The organism is Stenotrophomonas sp. P5_B8, assembly GCF_054049855.1.
This window is the reverse complement of the sequence record NZ_JBFULO010000058.1, coordinates 1-14,925: the sequence shown is the minus strand read 5'-3', so window position 1 is coordinate 14,925 and position 14,925 is coordinate 1. Positions and strand designations below refer to the sequence as shown.

Genomic DNA, 14,925 nt, shown 5'->3' with positions numbered 1-14,925 from the left:
TGGTCGGTGGGTCGGGCGCTGGGTCCCCATGCCCCTGGAGGCGAAATAGAGGAGGAGGCCGCATCGCGGCCGGGGGCGTCGCCGGAAAGGGCATGGGGGCCCAGCGCCCGACCCACCGAACAGCGTCTGGAAAGGCTGAACGCGCGCCACGTGCTTGCCCCGCATATGGGCGATGACGCAAAAAAAACCACGGCCCCGAAGGGCCGTGGTTGGGTGCAGCGGTATTACCCGGCAGCGATCAGAAGCGCTGCTGGTACTTCATGTACACGAAACGGCCGATGTCGTAGCCGCCGTAATAGGAGAACACCGAGTTCGGCTTGGTGTACATGTTCGGGCCGTACTTCTCGAACACGTTGTTGGCACCGACCGATACGGTGGCATCCCACGGCAGGTTGTAACGCAACTGCACGTCGTGGAAGGTCACCGAACCACGCTCGTTGTAGTTGCGCGTACCGGAGTACCACGGCGCACGCACGCCCGGATCGGAGCACTCATCCGGATGCGCGGTTGCGTTCAGGCACTGCTCCTTGACGCCAGAGTAGTAACGCGCGGTCCAGCTGATGCCGAAGTTGCCCATGTCCCAACCCAGGGTCAGGTTGGAGCGCACGCGGAAGCCGCTGGTGGCGTTGGTGGAGATCCCGTTGGTCGGGGTCGGCACGACGCTGGTGTCGTTGGTGGAACGGTAGATGTTGGAGCTGACGTAGGTGGTCGACCAGTTGGTGCTGAACTTGCCCATCGCGTCGGTGTCCAGACGGTAGGTCAGCTCCATGTCGTAACCTTCGGTTTCCAGGAAACCGGCGTTGCGATTGCCGTAGTTCAGCTTGTTGACGATGCCCAGCGCCGGGTCACGGGTGAACTGTGCGCAACGCGAATCGATGCCCTGCTCGTAGCAGTCGATCAGGATCTGGTTCGGGCTGTCGGCAACGATGGTGTTGTCGATGCGGATCTTCCACCAGTCCAGCGACACGTTGAAGTTGCTGATGAAGCTCGGGCTCCACACCACGCCGAGCGTTTTGCTCTTGGAGGTTTCCGGCTGCAGCAGCGGATTGGAGCCATTGGTGAACGGCACCGGGGTCTGGTCGGTGCTGCTGGTGATCGGCACGTTGCCTTGCTTCAGCTGACGGTAGGTGTCGGCATTGGCGATGTCGCGGGCGCAGCGGGCGCGCACGGCGGCGCTGGTACGCGACGGACCGTAGACGGTATCGCAGGGATCGGCATAGCCGGTGGTGAAGGTTTCAGAGCCGCCGCCGTACAGGTCGGCGATGGTCGGGGCGCGGAAGCCTTCGGCCCAGGTGCCGCGGACCAGGATCTGGTCGATCGGACGCCACTTGAAGCCGAACTTGCTGTTGAGCGTGTTGCCGAAGGTGTCGTAGTCCGAGAAGCGCGTCGCCGCGTTCAAGGTCAGTTCCTTGGCACCCGGCAGGTCGGCCAGGACCGGCACGTTGAACTCGACGTACGCTTCCTTGACCTTGTAGCTGCCGCCGGTCGGGCCGGAAGCCAGGTTGGTGGTCGCGCCGGTCTGGGCCAGCGCATCGGGGATGAACTCACCGGTTTCCTTGCGGTTTTCCAGGCCGAACGCAAAGCCCAGGTCGCCGGCCGGCAGCGTCACGATGGAGCCGGCGATGGTGGCGAAGAAGTTCTTGCCGACGGTCTTGCCGGTGGAGTCTTCCGCCGGCATCAGGTAGTCGATCAGCGCCTGGTTGCCGGTCAGACCGTACGGGTCGGTCACGCCTGCGGCGATCAGCGGGTTCCACACCATGCAGTTGGCGATCGGGGCGGCAGCGCTGCCGCACTCGACCTTGCCGGTGGCGGCGTTGAAGTACGACGGGCCGACCGCGTTCTTCACGCGTTCCTTGTGCAGGTTGCCGGTGGCGTGCTGGCGCAGTTCGTTCTTGTTGTACTGGTAGCCCACTTCCCAATCGAAGTAGCGCTCGCCGATGTTGAACGAACCATCGAAGGCGGCCACGGCGCGGTAGGTCTTGAGCGAGCTGTCGCTGACGCGCGGCACTTCCCAGGTGCGGTGGTTCCAGGCCACGGCGGTCGGGGTGGCGTAGCCGTTCTTGCGACCGAACGGGTTGAAGTAGCTGTCGATCGACATCGGGCCGATGCCGGCCGTGGACGACTGCAGCGGGTAGCCGGCGATCTGGCGGCTGGAGTCACGCTTGTTGTAGCCCAGCTGGGTGCTGAAGCGGATGTCGTCGGTGATGTTCAGGCGACCATCGACGAACAGCGAATCCCGCTTCAGCGGGTAGTTCAGGTGCATCTGCTCGTTGGTGTTGCTGACATCGCCGTCGGGAGCATTGGCGTTGGTCAGGTGGTAGTTGGCCGGGCTGAGCGGGTTGGCACCCCGGTTGAGCGAGTAGCTGCAGGCGGCGGTGCCGGTGCAGCCCGGGCCACGCAGGCCGGTGATCTGGCCGTACTGGCTGACGGTCGTCCACGCTTCGGTCGGGTGACGGTCGGTGTTGCCGTAGGCACTGAAGCCACGGTCCTTGGCCCACACGGCCTTTTCTTCGGTGTGCTCGGCCGAGAGGGTGATCGAGCCACGGTCGTTGGCCCAGCCGGCGACCACGTCGAAGCGGTCGCGCGCGCCGTCGCCCTGGCTGTACTGGCCGTGGTAGACGTTGGCGGTCACGCCGGTGACATCATGGCGGGTGATGATGTTGACCACACCGGCCATCGCGTCCGAACCGTAGATGGCCGACGCGCCGTCCTTCAGTACTTCCACGCGTTCCACTGCCGACACCGGCAGGCTCGACACGTCCTGGTAGCCGGAGGTGCTGATGCCCAGGCGCTTGCCGTTGATCAGCACCAGGGTGCGCTGCGCGCCCAGGTTGCGCATGTCGATGTAGGTGCCGCCCGCGTTCTCGCCGGCGCTCAGGACGTTGGCGCGGCTGATCGCCGGGCTGCCCATGGCGGTGACGTTCTGCAGGATGTCGGCCACCGAGCTGAAGCCCTGGCGTTCGATGTCCGTACGGGTGATGGCCAGCACCGGCTGGGCATTTTCCACGTCAACCTGGCGGATGCGCGAACCGGTGATCTCGATGCGGTCCAGATTGGTAGCGGTCGGCGCGTCCTGTGCCATCGCCGGCGCGGCCATCAGGCCTGCGGTGCCGGCGATCAGGGCACAGCGGATCGCGTGCCCCAATACGTTGGTGCGTGAATTCATGTGGTCTCTCTCTCGTTCGGAACTGACTCAAAAAGAGGTGGCGGGCCCAAGTCCCCGCCGCCTCAAAAATCCGACCCTGTTCAGGCCGGTTCTTGATCATAGTCTCGGTAGTTAAGGTCCTGTAAAGCAAAAGTGAAAAATTTTTCACGATAGCTTTCCGGTGAGAGCAAAAATTCAGCAAAAGCAATAGCTTGGGAATATGCCCACACATGCGATGCATGTCGATGTGTATCTGAATGTATCCACATGTTGCGAAGCAACATGGTTTTGGCGCGGATATGGCCGCGCCGGGCGCGGGGCGGACACGCAAACGGTCACGGTGAGACATCAACCGGTCAGCCGGACGGCCGGGGCCGGATCGACCGCGCGCGCCCGACAACGGGTCGGTCAGGCTGTCTTGTGGCGCGGTGGCCGCGCGACCGGGACGGACGCGCGGGGGAAGGCGTCAGGCCACGAACGGCCGGAACTGCACGCCCAGCCCGGCCATGCCTTCGGCTTCCCCGATCAGGTCCGCGCGCAGCAGTGGACGGGCATCGATGAAGGCCTGGGGCAGGATCAGCGACAACCGGCTGTCCTCGGCGGTCAGTTCCAGCGCCGGCATCGGGGTGTCTTCATGGGCGCGGTTGAGCAGCACCGCCAGCCGCAGCAGTGCGGTCATGCGGCGCGCCGGCTGCAGCAGGCGTTCGGGCAGGGCATCGAAGGCCGACTTGGAGATGTTGCGGCGATGGCTGCGCACCAGCGCGGCCAGCAGCTGCTGTTCCTGGCGCGAGAAGCCGGCGATGTCCGAGTTCTCCAGCACGTAGCTGCCATGCACGTGATAACCGCTGTGCGCGATCATCAGGCCCAGCTCGTGCAGGCGCGCGGCCCAGCCGAGCATGCGCGCATCGTCGGGGTCCAGCGCCCAGCTGTCCTCGACCTGGCCAAGCAGGTTCATCGCGGTGCGCTCGACCCGGTCGGCCTGCGTGGTGTCGATACCGTAGCGCAGGGTCAGCGCGGCCACCGATTCATCGCGCAGGTCGTTCTCGCTGGCGCGGCCGAGGATGTCGTACAGGATGCCTTCGCGCATGGCGGCCTTGCTGACCAGCAGCTTCTGCAGGCCCAGCGCCTGGAAGGCGGCCTCGAGCACCAGGATGCCGCCGGCGATGATCGGGCGGCGATCAGCCGAGAGGCCGGGCAGGTCGATGTCTTCGATGCGCTTGGCCTTGAGCAGCTCATCGCGCAGCTGTGGCAGCGCCTCGGCGGTAATCGCGCCCTTGCTCAGCTTCATGGTCGCGCAGATTTCGCTGATCGCCTTGTGCGTGCCCGAGGAGCCCAGCGCTTCCTGCCAGCCCAGGGAACGGTATTTGGTGGCGAACTGCTGGAACTCGGCGCCGATCTCGGTCAGCGCGTCCTTCCAGCGCTTGCGGCTGAGCTTGCCGCCCGGGAAGAAACGCCGCGTGCTGGCGATGCAGCCGGCCTGCAGGCTTTCGCGCTCCAAGGTCTGCATGCCCTGGCCGATGATGAACTCGGTCGAGCCACCGCCGATGTCGATCACCAACCGGCGCTGGTCGGGCTTGGGCGGCTGCGCATGCGCGACGCCAAGATAGATCAGGCGCGCCTCTTCGCGGCCGCTGACCACTTCAATGGCATGCCCGAGCGCGGTTTCGGCCGGCATGAGGAAGGCATGTGGCGAACGCAGCTGGCGCACCGTGTTGGTGGCCAGCGCACGCACCCGTGCCGGCGGGATCGCGCGGATGCGCTGGCCGAACCGCGCCAGGCATTCCAGCGCGCGCTGGCGGGCCTCGGCGGACAGGCCGCCCTTGCCATCCAGGCCGTCGGCCATGCGCACGGTCTCGCGCAGGCGGTCGACCACCCGCAGCTGCCCAAGCGTGTAACGCGCGATGACCATGTGGAAACTGTTGGAACCCAGGTCGATGGCGGCGAGCAGATCGCCATCCTGCAGGGCGGGCGGAGTCGTGGAGGTATGCGGCATGGTCGAATGTTAGCCGATGGGTGGGGCGCGAAGTCACCGCGCGGCCTTCACATGGGCTGCGACGTGGGGTCGCAGCGGTTCATGACGCTGGCGATCAACGGCCATCACTACCGCCATGCATCTGCGGGCATGGCCCCCTGAGTCAGGGGGCGCACCAACCGGCGCGGGCTGTGGGTGGTGGCAAGAGGGCCCAGCGGCCTGCGTAGCAAGCCGTGGGGCCGCAGCGCGCACGCGATGACGCGTACACCTACAGACCCTGCATCAACGTCATCTGGGCCGAGTGCGGCGGCTCGTCGTGGCCCGGGGTGCACTTGGCGTACTCGCCGTTGGCCTGCAGTTCCCAGGCATTGAGGTTGTCGTCCAGGTAGTTCTGCAGCACATCGCGGTACACCTTTCGCGCCAGCTCCGGGTCCAGGATCGGGAAGCAGGTCTCCACCCGCCGCAGGAGGTTGCGTTCCAGCCAGTCGGCGCTGGCGCAGTACAGCTCGGCGGCGCCATCGTTGCCGAACCAGTAGACCCGGCTGTGTTCGAGGAAGCGGCCAACGATCGAGCGCACGCGGATGTTGTCCGACACCCCCGGCACGCCCGGGCGCAGCGTGCAGGCGCCGCGCACGATCAGGTCGATCTGCACACCGGCCTGCGAGGCGGCGTACAGCGCGCGGATCATCTGCGGTTCGTTGAGGGCGTTCATTTTGGCGATGATCCGGCCCGGGCGACCACTGGCGGCCAGCCGGGTTTCGCGATCGATGCGCTGCAGCAGGCCCGGGTGCAGGGTGAACGGCGATTGCAGCAGGCGCTTGAGCTTGGTCCGCGGCGCCAGCCCGGACAACTGCTGGAACAGCAGGTGCACGTCGTTGCCGATATCCGGATCGGCGGTGATCAGGCTCAGGTCGGTGTACGCGCGCGCGGTGCCGCTGTGGTAATTGCCGGTGCCCAGGTGCACGTAGCGGCGCAGCTTGCGGCCTTCGCGGCGCACGATCAGCAGCATCTTGGCGTGGGTCTTGTAGCCGACCACGCCGTACACCACCTGCACGCCGGCTTCCTGCAGGCGATCGGCCAGGCCCAGGTTGGCTTCCTCGTCGAAGCGCGCGCGCAGCTCGACCACCACGGTCACGTCCTTGCCGTTGCGCGCGGCCTGGATCAGCGCATCGACGATCTGCGAATCCTTGCCGGTGCGGTACAGCGTCTGCTTGATCGCCAGCGCGTTGGGATCCACCGCGGCCTGCTTGATCAGGTCCAGCACCGGGGTGAATGCATCGAAGGGATGGTGCAGCAGCACGTCCTTGCGCGACACCACGTCGAAGATGCCGTCGCCATCGCGCAGCACGCGCGGGTTGAGCGTGGGGTATTTCAGTTCCGGGCGGGCCAGCAGGTCGTACAGCTGGATCACGCGGTTGAGGTTGACCGGGCCGTCGATGCGGTAGACCGCGTTCTCGGTCAGGCCGAAGTTCTGCAGCAGCGTGCGCACGATGTCGCGCGGGCAGTCCTGGGCGATCTCCAGGCGCACCGCCGGCCGGTAGCCGCGGTCGACCAGCTCGTCGCGCAGCGCCAGTGCCAGGTTCTCCACTTCTTCCTCGTCCACCACCAGCTCGGAGTTGCGGGTGACGCGGAACTGGTAGGCCCCCTGGACTTCCATGCCCGGAAACAGCTCATCGACGAAGGTGGAGAGCACCGAGGACAGGAACACATAGGTCTGCGGGCCGCCGAGTTTTTCCGGCAGCTGAATGATGCGCGGCAGCGAACGCGGCGCGCGCACGATCGCCAGGTGGCCGGCGCGCCCGAACGCGTCGGTGCCCTTGAGCACCACCACAATGTTCAGCGACTTGTTGAGGATCTTCGGGAACGGATGCGACGGGTCCAGGCCGAGCGGCGACAGCACCGGCATGATCTCGTTGCGGAAGAACGCGCGCAGCCAGCGCTTCTGACGATGGTTCCAGGAGTGGCGCCCGAGCACGTCGATGCCGGCCTCGTGCAGCGCCGGGCGCAGCGTCTCGTTCCAGCAGCGGTACTGCTGGTCCACCAGTTGCGCGGCGCGGTCGTGGATCGAGTTGAGGATCGCCTGCGGGGTCATCCCGTCCGGTGCCGGTGGCAGGCCGAACTCCTGCGCGTGGCGCACGGCGGCGGCGCGGATCTCGAAGAACTCGTCCAGGTTGGTGCAGGAGATGCACATGAAGCGCAGGCGCTCCAGCAGCGGCACCTGCGTATCCATGGCCTGGGCCAGCACGCGGAAGTTGAAGTCCAGCTGCGACAGTTCGCGGTTGATGTACAGCGCCGGGTCGCGCAGCGGATCGTTGTCCACCGGCACGGCGATCGGGACGAGGGTGCTCATGCGGAGAAGTCTTCTGCAGAAGGAAGGGAGGCCGTTTCGGTGCGTGCACGCACCTGGTCGGCGTCGAAGTGGCACGAGAACACGCTGCCCTTGCCGACCTCGCTCTGGATCTCCAGGCGCGCGTGGTGCAGGCCCAGGATGTGCTTGACGATCGACAGGCCCAGGCCGGTGCCGCCGCTTTCGCGCGATCGGCTGCTCGATACGCGGTAGAAACGTTCGGTCAGGCGCGGCAGGTGGGTGGCGGGAATGCCGTAGCCGGTGTCGCGCACCGACAGCACCGCGCCCTGGCCTTCGCGCGCCAGTTCCACCTCGATGCGGCCACCGGCCGGGGTATAGCGCACCGCGTTGGTGACCAGGTTGGAGAACGCACTGTGCAGTTCCTTGTTGGAGCCCTGCAGGTCGATACCGGCGTTGTCGACCACGCTGATCTGGTGGCGGCCCTGGCTGTGCGCCTCGGCCTCGCGGCGCAGCGTGGCCAGCATCGGCGCCATCGCCACCGCTTCTTCCTCGGTGTGTTCCTGCGATTCCAGCCGCGACAGGGTCAGCAGGTCTTCAACCAACTGGGCCATGCGCTGGGACTGCTTGCGCATTTCTTCCAGCATCGGGCCGGTGCCGGGGAAGTCTTCCGGCTCCATCATGTCCAGGTAGCCGTGCACCACTGTCAGCGGCGTGCGCAGCTCGTGGGAGACGTTGGCCACGAAGTCGCGGCGCACTTGTTCCAGGCGCAGCAGCTTGCTTACGTCCCGGGCGATCAGCAGCCAGTAATCGGGCGAATAGGGGATCAGGCGCAGGTTGAGGCGGATGGCCGGATCGACCGGCGAGGGCACATCCAGGATCGGCTCGGCATTGCGTCCGCCAGCCAGCCAGTGGGCCAGCGGCATCGGCTGCAGGCGCTGCACCAGCGCCTCGCCCAGATCGCCGGGGTGGTGCAGGCCGAGCAGCGAGGTGGCCGCTTCGTTGAACCACTGCACGCGCTGGCTGTTGCGGTCCACCACCACCACCGCATCGGGCAGCGCGGCGGCGGCGGCGCGGTAGCTGCGCAGCATGTCCAGCAGGCGTCGCTTGCGCGTGCGCATTTCCCATTGGTTGCGGTACAGCAGCCGGTCCAGCTCGTTCCACACGCCGGTGCCGTCCCCCATGTCCCAGCGATGCCGGGCGGTCAGCCCGCGCAGCACCCGGCGCAGCCGCCAGTAGTGCCAGGCCAGCGCGCCGATGGAGGCCAGTGCGATGCACATCCATACATGTCCGACCACCAGGCCCAGCACGCCGGCCGCGAGCAGCAGGGCGGCGAGGGTGGCCAGCGTTTTCAACCAGGCAGAGCGGATGTGGCGGGGCATTGCGGTCTCGCAGAAGGTGCGGTCCTCGGACGCGATCCAAGGTTATAGCAGGAGTGGCCGGCACCGGGCGCAATGGCCAGGCACCGGCCCGACGAGACTCAGGTCGAGGTCGAGAACCGGTAACCGGCGCCGCGCACGGTCTGCACCATGTTTTCCGCGCCGAACGGTTCCAGGGTCTTGCGCAGGCGACGGATGTGCACGTCGATGGTGCGCTCTTCCACGTACACGCTGCCGCCCCACACATGGTCCAGCAGCTGCGCGCGGGTGTAGACACGCTCGGGGTGGGTCATGAAGAAGTGCAGCAGGCGGTATTCGGTCGGACCGATCGGCACCGGCTGGTCACCGGCGAAGACGCGGTGGGCGGCGCCGTCGATGCGGATGGAACCCACCGCGACGCTGCCGTCTTCGTCATCGTCGCGGGCGCGGCGCATCACCGCTCGGATGCGGGCCAGCAGCTCGCGGGCCGAGAACGGCTTGACCACGTAGTCGTCGACACCGGCTTCCAGGCCGCCGACGCGATCATTCTCTTCGCCGCGCGCGGTGAGCATGATGATCGGCACCTCGCGGGTGAGGGCTTCCTTGCGCCAGCGTCGGGCCAGGTCCAGCCCACTGGTGCCGGGCAGCATCCAGTCCAGCAGGATCAGGTCCGGGACGCGGTCTGCGATCGCCGTCTGCGCCTCGCGGGCATCGCCGGCATGGATCGGGTCGTAGTCGCCCTTGCGCAGGGCGAAGGCGACCATTTCGCGGATCGCGGGTTCGTCATCGACGATCAGAATGCGTTTCTGCACGTGGCACCGTATTGCTTATCAGACCGGGATTGAGCCCAGTAGACTACGGTTTCATGACATGTTTGTGACGGCCCTGGCCCACACTGCCTGCAACTGCCATGGCGCCGTCATCTGCCGCCGGGGCGCCAGCGGGCTCAGCGCCGCTCCAGCTCGGGGTCGCGGATGCCCTGGCGGCGCATTTCCAGCACGGTCGGGGTGATGCTCTCGATGCGCGCATCGACCCGGGCACGGCCCACGTAGTCCAGTGCCGGCTGCTTCTTCAGCGCCTGGAGCTGCATCAGCGCCTGTTCCGGGCGACCGTTCAGGAACGCCGCTTCGGCGTAGGCCTCGCTGGCGCGCACCGTATCGCCGGCCAGTTCGCTGGCGCGGGCGTAGCGCAGCTGGAACACCGGATCATTGCCGCTTTGCGACAGCAACGGGCGCAGCATCGCCTGGGCCCGCTGGCCGGCCTCGCGGCCCCCCTGTTCGTTGAGGATCTCCGCGTACGTCAGCGCCACCGGACGGCTGCCCGGGTGTTGGCGCAGCAGCGTCTCAAAGCGCGTATTGGCCTGGTTCGGCTGGCCCGAACGCGATTCGGCCTCGCCCAGCGCCAGCGCTACCCACAGGTTGTCGGGGTGGTCGCGCAGCAGCTCGGTCAGGTCGCGCCGGGCCTCGCCGGCGCCGCTGTTGCGCAGCCGCGCAAGGGCCAGGCCATAGCGCTGCGGTTGGGTCAGCCCCTGCTTTTGCGCGCGCTGCAGGTTTTCGTATTCACGCACCACATCGCCGGGGGTATCGGCGCTGAGCACGCGCAAGCGCTCGCGTGCCCATTCGAACTGGCCGGTGGCGCCGCGGCTGAGGCTGTTGACCGAGATCTGCATCGAGGCCGGCAGCATTGGATTGTTGCCGCGCACGATCGGATCGGACAACGCCGGATCGGCCGGGTTCACCCGCTCCTGGCGGACTCCGCCGGGCACCTCGGTGGTGAGCAGCACGGTGTCCTTCTTCATCTGCTCGGCGCGGGCCTTGGCCTCGCTGATGCGGGTGGTGGTGACCGGGTGGGTCTGCAGGAAGTCCGGTACCGAGTAGCCGCCGGCATTGCCGCGCATCGAGGCGGACATGCGTTCGAAGAAGCCGGCCATCGCATCCACGTCGTAGCCGCTGCGGGCCAGGGTGCGGATGCCCAGGCGGTCAGCCTCGGATTCGTTGCTGCGGGTGTAGTTGATCTGGCGCTGCTGCATCAGCCCCATGCCGGAGGTGATCGCGGCCATGGTCGCATCGCCCGAGGAATTGCCGCCGGCCTGCTGCGCGGCGACCACCGCCGCCAGCATGCCCAGCAGGATCGGGATCTGGTCGCGCTGGGCCCGTTCCACCCCGCGCAGCACGTGCTGTTGGGTGACATGGGCGATTTCGTGGGACAGCACCGCCGCCACCTCGTCCTCACGCTCGGCGGTCAGCACCAGGCCGGCGTTGACCCCCACGTACCCGCCCAGGGTGGCGAAGGCGTTGATCTGGCGGTCCTTGAGCATGAAAAACGTGTACGACTGGCGCGGCTGGGCGCTGTTGGAGCCGAGCCGGGCGCCCATGGTCTGCAGCCAGTCGTCCACCAGCGGGTCGTCCAGCAGGTAGCCGTAGTTGCGCAGCTCGCGCAGCATCATCCCGCCGTATTCGGCCTGGCGGGCCGGGGTCAGCAGTTCACCGGCCGAGGAGCCGATGTCGGGCAGCTTGGACTCCTGCGCGGACACCAACGGCGCGGCCAGGGCGAGAGTCAGCGCGGCGGAGAGCAGCAGAGGGCGCAATCGAAGCTCCAGGACGGGCGGGGCAGGGGACCAGGCGGCAGCGTGACAGGCGCCATGCAAATCTGCGGTTAATCCACAGTGTTGCGGTGATGACGTGGAAAATCCAGCAGCCAGCTACCATGTACAGACACTCGTTTGTCCGTGGAGTTTCCCGTGAGCCAAGATGTTGCGTCCAACCCGGGTGGGGCCCCTGCCATCACCATCTATTCGACCGCGGTCTGCCCCTACTGCGTGGCTGCCAAGAACTTCCTCAAGAGCAAGGGTCGCGACTGGACCGAAGTGCGGATCGACCTGGATCCGGTCGAGCGCGAGAAGATGATGGCCAAGACCCGCCGCACCAGCGTGCCGCAGATCTTCGTCGGTGACGTCCATGTGGGCGGCTACGACGACATGATGGCCCTGCATCGCGCCGGCAAGCTGGAGCCGCTGCTGGCCGGGCAGGGCCCGGCATGAGCGCGGCCGACGACGGCAGCAAGGATCGCATCGCCGAATTCACCGAATTCCGCCAGCGCATGAACCAGCGCATCCTCGGCGAGCCCAACCAGGTCGTGCGGCGGTTCTTCGCGCTCGACACCCAGACCTACCAGGCTGGCGCGCTCGATGTGAAGACCAAGGAGCTGCTGGGCCTGGTCGCCTCGATGGTGCTGCGCTGCGATGACTGCATCAGCTACCACGTCGCCCAGTGCAAGGACGCCGGGGTCACCCGCGAAGAGTTCTTCGAGACCTTCTCGGTCGGCCTGGTGGTCGGCGGCTCGATCGTGATCCCGCACCTGCGCCGCGCCGTCGATTTCCTCGACCAGCTCGAAGGCGGCGCGGACGCCCCGGCCGTTCACGAACACTGAGGTCCAGGGCCGCCGTGCGGCCCGCCCCGGGTGACGCCGGCGACGCGCCGGCGGGTTTTCGTTCATGTTCGACAAGGTGTGCCCACCGACCGACGGTCGGTGGCTACCGTGGGGTGGGACCGCCTTGTTGCCGGCCAGCGGACGTCACTACCACCAATGGCGGATTTGGGTCCGTTGGGCGGGTCAGGCATAATTGCCGATGAAACTTCCCTTGCGCCCGTGCTCCGCGTAGCTGACGGACGGCGCTCCCCCTCGGTTCGGACTACACATCAATGACGCAGAAAATCACGGTCATCCGCGGCGACGGCATCGGCCCGGAGATCATGGACGCTACCCTGTTCGTGCTCGGCAAGCTGGACACCGGCTTTGAATACGAAGACGCCGACGCAGGCCTGGTCGCGCTGGAAAAGCACGGCGACCTGATGCCGGCCTCCACGCTGGAATCGATCGCGCGCAACAAGATCGCCCTGAAGAGCCCGCTGACCACCCCGGTCGGTGGCGGCTTCACCTCGATCAACGTCAGCCTGCGTCGTCATTTCGACCTGTATGCCAACGTGCGTCCGGCGGTGTCCTTCCCGAACACCAAGTCGCGCTTTGGCGACGGCGTGGACCTGATCACCGTGCGTGAGAACACCGAAGGCGCCTACCTGGCCGAAGGCCAGGAAGTGTCGGCCGATGGCGAGACCGCGTTCTCGGGCACCCGTATCACCCGCAAGGGCTCCGAGCGCATCGTGCGCTACGCCTTCGAGCTGGCCCGCAGCACCGGCCGCAAGAAGGTCACCGCCGTGCACAAGGCCAACATCATCAAGTCGACCTCGGGCCTGTTCCTGGCCGTGGCGCGCGAAGTGGCGGCCAAGTACCCGGAAATCGAGTTCCAGGAAATGATCGTCGACAACTGCTGCATGCAGTTGGTGATGCGTCCGGAACAGTTCGACATCATCGTGACCACCAACCTGTTCGGCGACATCATTTCCGACCTGTGCGCCGGTCTGGTCGGTGGCCTGGGCCTGGCCCCGGGCGCCAACATCGGTGAGAACGCGGCCATCTTCGAAGCCGTGCACGGCACCGCGCCGGACATCGCCGGGCAGGGCAAGGCCAATCCGTGCGCGCTGCTGCTGGCAGCCGCGCAGATGCTGGACCATGTCGGCCAGACCGACAACGCCGAGCGCCTGCGCAAGGCCATCGTGGCCACGCTGGAAGCCAAGGACTCGCTGACCGGCGACCTGGGCGGCACCGGCAACACCATGGGCTTCGCCCAGGCCATCGCCAGCCGCCTGTAAGCGGTCCGGCGACACTGGTGAATCCACAGCGGGGCGCCTTCGGGCGCCCCGTTGCGTTGGCGTGCCTGGAACGTTATCTGTGCAGTTCCCGCACAGATGGCGTGCAGGAAGATGGCTGGTGGGCGCACAGGTCGGCGCGCATCCTGTGCCCACCTTCCACGCACAGGAGCACTCCCATGAACCTCACCACCTTTGGCCTGGCCAGTCTGATCGGCATGGCCGCCATCGCCCCGGCGGTTGCCGCCGAACCGAGCCATCCCACCATCCGCCAGCTGGCCGGTGCGCCCAGCGCTACCGCGCTGGATGCCGCAAAAACCGCGGTGCTGGTGATCGACTTCCAGAACGAGTATTTCGACGCCAGTGCCGCCCCGGGCTTTGCCGGCGGCCGCATGGTCATTCCCGATGGCGTGGCCGCGCTGGCCCAGGCCCGTCGTGTGGTCGACTTCGCCGATGCCAACGGCATCCGCGTCATCCACGTGCAGCATGTGCTGCCGGCCGGCGCGCCGCTGTTCGCTCAGGGCAGCGTCAATGTGGCCTTCCACCGCGACATGCAGCCGCGCAGCGGCGAAACCGTGATCCAGAAGGACAACGTGAGCGTGTTCGCCGGCGCCTCGGCCGCCGCGCTGGACAAGGTGCTCCAGGACGCCGGTATCGACACCTTGATCGTCACCGGCCTGCAGACCCATGCCTGCGTGGTGGGCGCCGCCCGTGACGCGGCCGCGGCCCCGCGCGGCTATCGGGTGATCGTGTCCTCCGACGCCAGCGCCAGCCGCGACCTCGACCTGGCCGGCGGCAAGCGCATCGGCCACCGCGCGCTGCACGAAGCGTCGCTGGCACAGATCGACGACGCGTTCGGCGATGTCATGGCCACCGAGGCGATCCTGGCGCTGCCGGTGCGCAAGTCGAGCGACGGCGCTTGATAAGCTGGCAGGGCCCGCATCCGGCGGGCCCTGCCAACCGGAGCTGCCTGCCGATGGATCACTTCGCCGCCCTGCGTGCGCTGCGCGCGATCGTCGACGCCGGCAGTTTCACCGCTGCCGCCGAGCGGCAGGGCACCACCCACTCGGCCATGTCGCGGCAACTGCGGCAACTGGAAGAGCACCTGCAGGTCCGGTTGCTCGACCGCAACAGCCGACGGCTGTCGCTGACAGAGGCCGGCCGCGATTACTACCGCGAGGCCGTGGCGCTGCTGGAGCGGCTGGACCAGGCCGATGACCGTGCCCGTGCAGGGCAGGCCACGCCCAGCGGACGGCTGCGGATCACCGTGCCGCAGGTGGTGGCCAGCCAGGAGTTGCCGTACTGGCTGCCGGGGTTCCTTGCACGCTATCCGCAGGTGGCGCTGGACCTTTCCGCCGACGACCAGTTGGTCGACGTGGTCGGCGGTGGATTCGACCTGGCGCTGCGCATCGCCGCAACGCTGCCGGACAGCCAATTGG

The 14,925-nt window shown here is 67.1% G+C and carries 11 protein-coding genes; 5 read left to right on the top strand and 6 right to left on the bottom strand.

The annotated features are described in order from the left end of the window. Nucleotides 1–238: 238 nt before the first annotated feature. The 6 genes from ACXJKH_RS05400 to ACXJKH_RS05375 all read right to left on the bottom strand — a co-directional run bounded on the left by ACXJKH_RS05400 (nucleotide 239) and on the right by ACXJKH_RS05375 (nucleotide 11,367). Nucleotides 239–3,166 (bottom strand): TonB-dependent receptor domain-containing protein, encoded by a 2,928-nt coding sequence (locus ACXJKH_RS05400; protein ID WP_457318577.1) that lies wholly within the window; start codon nucleotides 3,164–3,166, stop codon nucleotides 239–241. 445 nt (nucleotides 3,167–3,611) lie between these two features. Further along, nucleotides 3,612–5,138 carry an exopolyphosphatase gene (gene ppx / locus ACXJKH_RS05395; RefSeq protein WP_457318576.1) on the bottom strand — a complete coding sequence of 509 codons (1,527 nt, stop codon included), beginning with the start codon at nucleotides 5,136–5,138 and terminating at the stop codon, nucleotides 3,612–3,614. 247 nt (nucleotides 5,139–5,385) lie between these two features. Next, nucleotides 5,386–7,467 (bottom strand): polyphosphate kinase 1, encoded by a 2,082-nt coding sequence (gene ppk1, locus ACXJKH_RS05390; protein WP_256776266.1) that lies wholly within the window; start codon nucleotides 7,465–7,467, stop codon nucleotides 5,386–5,388. After that, on the bottom strand, nucleotides 7,464–8,804 hold the full coding sequence (gene phoR, locus ACXJKH_RS05385; RefSeq protein WP_256776267.1) for a phosphate regulon sensor histidine kinase PhoR: 1,341 nt from the start codon (nucleotides 8,802–8,804) through the stop codon (nucleotides 7,464–7,466). Before phoR ends, ppk1 begins: the two co-directional genes overlap by 4 nt. A gap of 98 nt (nucleotides 8,805–8,902) precedes the next feature. After that, nucleotides 8,903–9,592, bottom strand: a complete 690-nt coding sequence (phoB, locus tag ACXJKH_RS05380) for a phosphate regulon transcriptional regulator PhoB (RefSeq protein WP_068849561.1) — start codon at nucleotides 9,590–9,592, stop codon at nucleotides 8,903–8,905. A gap of 134 nt (nucleotides 9,593–9,726) precedes the next feature. Next, a complete protein-coding gene (locus ACXJKH_RS05375; protein WP_457318575.1) occupies nucleotides 9,727–11,367 on the bottom strand; it encodes a M48 family metalloprotease in 1,641 nt (546 codons plus the stop codon). A 153-nt stretch (nucleotides 11,368–11,520) separates the two neighbouring features. Here ACXJKH_RS05375 and grxC point away from each other — a divergent pair, with 153 nt between their 5' ends. From grxC to ACXJKH_RS05350, 5 genes are all read left to right on the top strand, one after another. After that, nucleotides 11,521–11,820, top strand: a complete 300-nt coding sequence (gene grxC, locus ACXJKH_RS05370; protein ID WP_256776269.1) for a glutaredoxin 3 — start codon at nucleotides 11,521–11,523, stop codon at nucleotides 11,818–11,820. After that, nucleotides 11,817–12,209: a carboxymuconolactone decarboxylase family protein gene (locus ACXJKH_RS05365; protein ID WP_256776270.1), complete on the top strand. Its 393-nt coding sequence runs from the start codon at nucleotides 11,817–11,819 to the stop codon at nucleotides 12,207–12,209. The genes grxC and ACXJKH_RS05365 overlap by 4 nt, the downstream gene beginning before the upstream one ends. 272 nt (nucleotides 12,210–12,481) lie before the next feature. Then, on the top strand, nucleotides 12,482–13,489 hold the full coding sequence (locus ACXJKH_RS05360; protein WP_256776272.1) for an isocitrate dehydrogenase: 1,008 nt from the start codon (nucleotides 12,482–12,484) through the stop codon (nucleotides 13,487–13,489). A 176-nt stretch (nucleotides 13,490–13,665) separates the two neighbouring features. Next, entirely contained in the window at nucleotides 13,666–14,409 is a 744-nt protein-coding gene (locus ACXJKH_RS05355) for a cysteine hydrolase family protein (protein ID WP_457318574.1), read from the top strand. A 53-nt stretch (nucleotides 14,410–14,462) separates the two neighbouring features. After that, nucleotides 14,463–14,925: LysR family transcriptional regulator (locus ACXJKH_RS05350; protein ID WP_457318573.1), on the top strand; the 463-nt coding region annotated here is incomplete at its 3' end.

What these genes read in the sequence shown, in the direction of transcription:
- ACXJKH_RS05360 (WP_256776272.1), top strand. Translation starts at nt 12,482, where the DNA reads ATGACGCAGAAAATCACGGTCATCCGCGGCGACGGCATCGGCCCGGAG.
- ppx (WP_457318576.1), bottom strand. Translation starts at nt 5,138, where the DNA reads ATGCCGCATACCTCCACGACTCCGCCCGCCCTGCAGGATGGCGATCTG.
- ACXJKH_RS05355 (WP_457318574.1), top strand. Translation starts at nt 13,666, where the DNA reads ATGAACCTCACCACCTTTGGCCTGGCCAGTCTGATCGGCATGGCCGCC.
- ACXJKH_RS05365 (WP_256776270.1), top strand. Translation starts at nt 11,817, where the DNA reads ATGAGCGCGGCCGACGACGGCAGCAAGGATCGCATCGCCGAATTCACC.
- ppk1 (WP_256776266.1), bottom strand. Translation starts at nt 7,467, where the DNA reads ATGAGCACCCTCGTCCCGATCGCCGTGCCGGTGGACAACGATCCGCTG.
- phoR (WP_256776267.1), bottom strand. Translation starts at nt 8,804, where the DNA reads ATGCCCCGCCACATCCGCTCTGCCTGGTTGAAAACGCTGGCCACCCTC.
- ACXJKH_RS05400 (WP_457318577.1), bottom strand. Translation starts at nt 3,166, where the DNA reads ATGAATTCACGCACCAACGTATTGGGGCACGCGATCCGCTGTGCCCTG.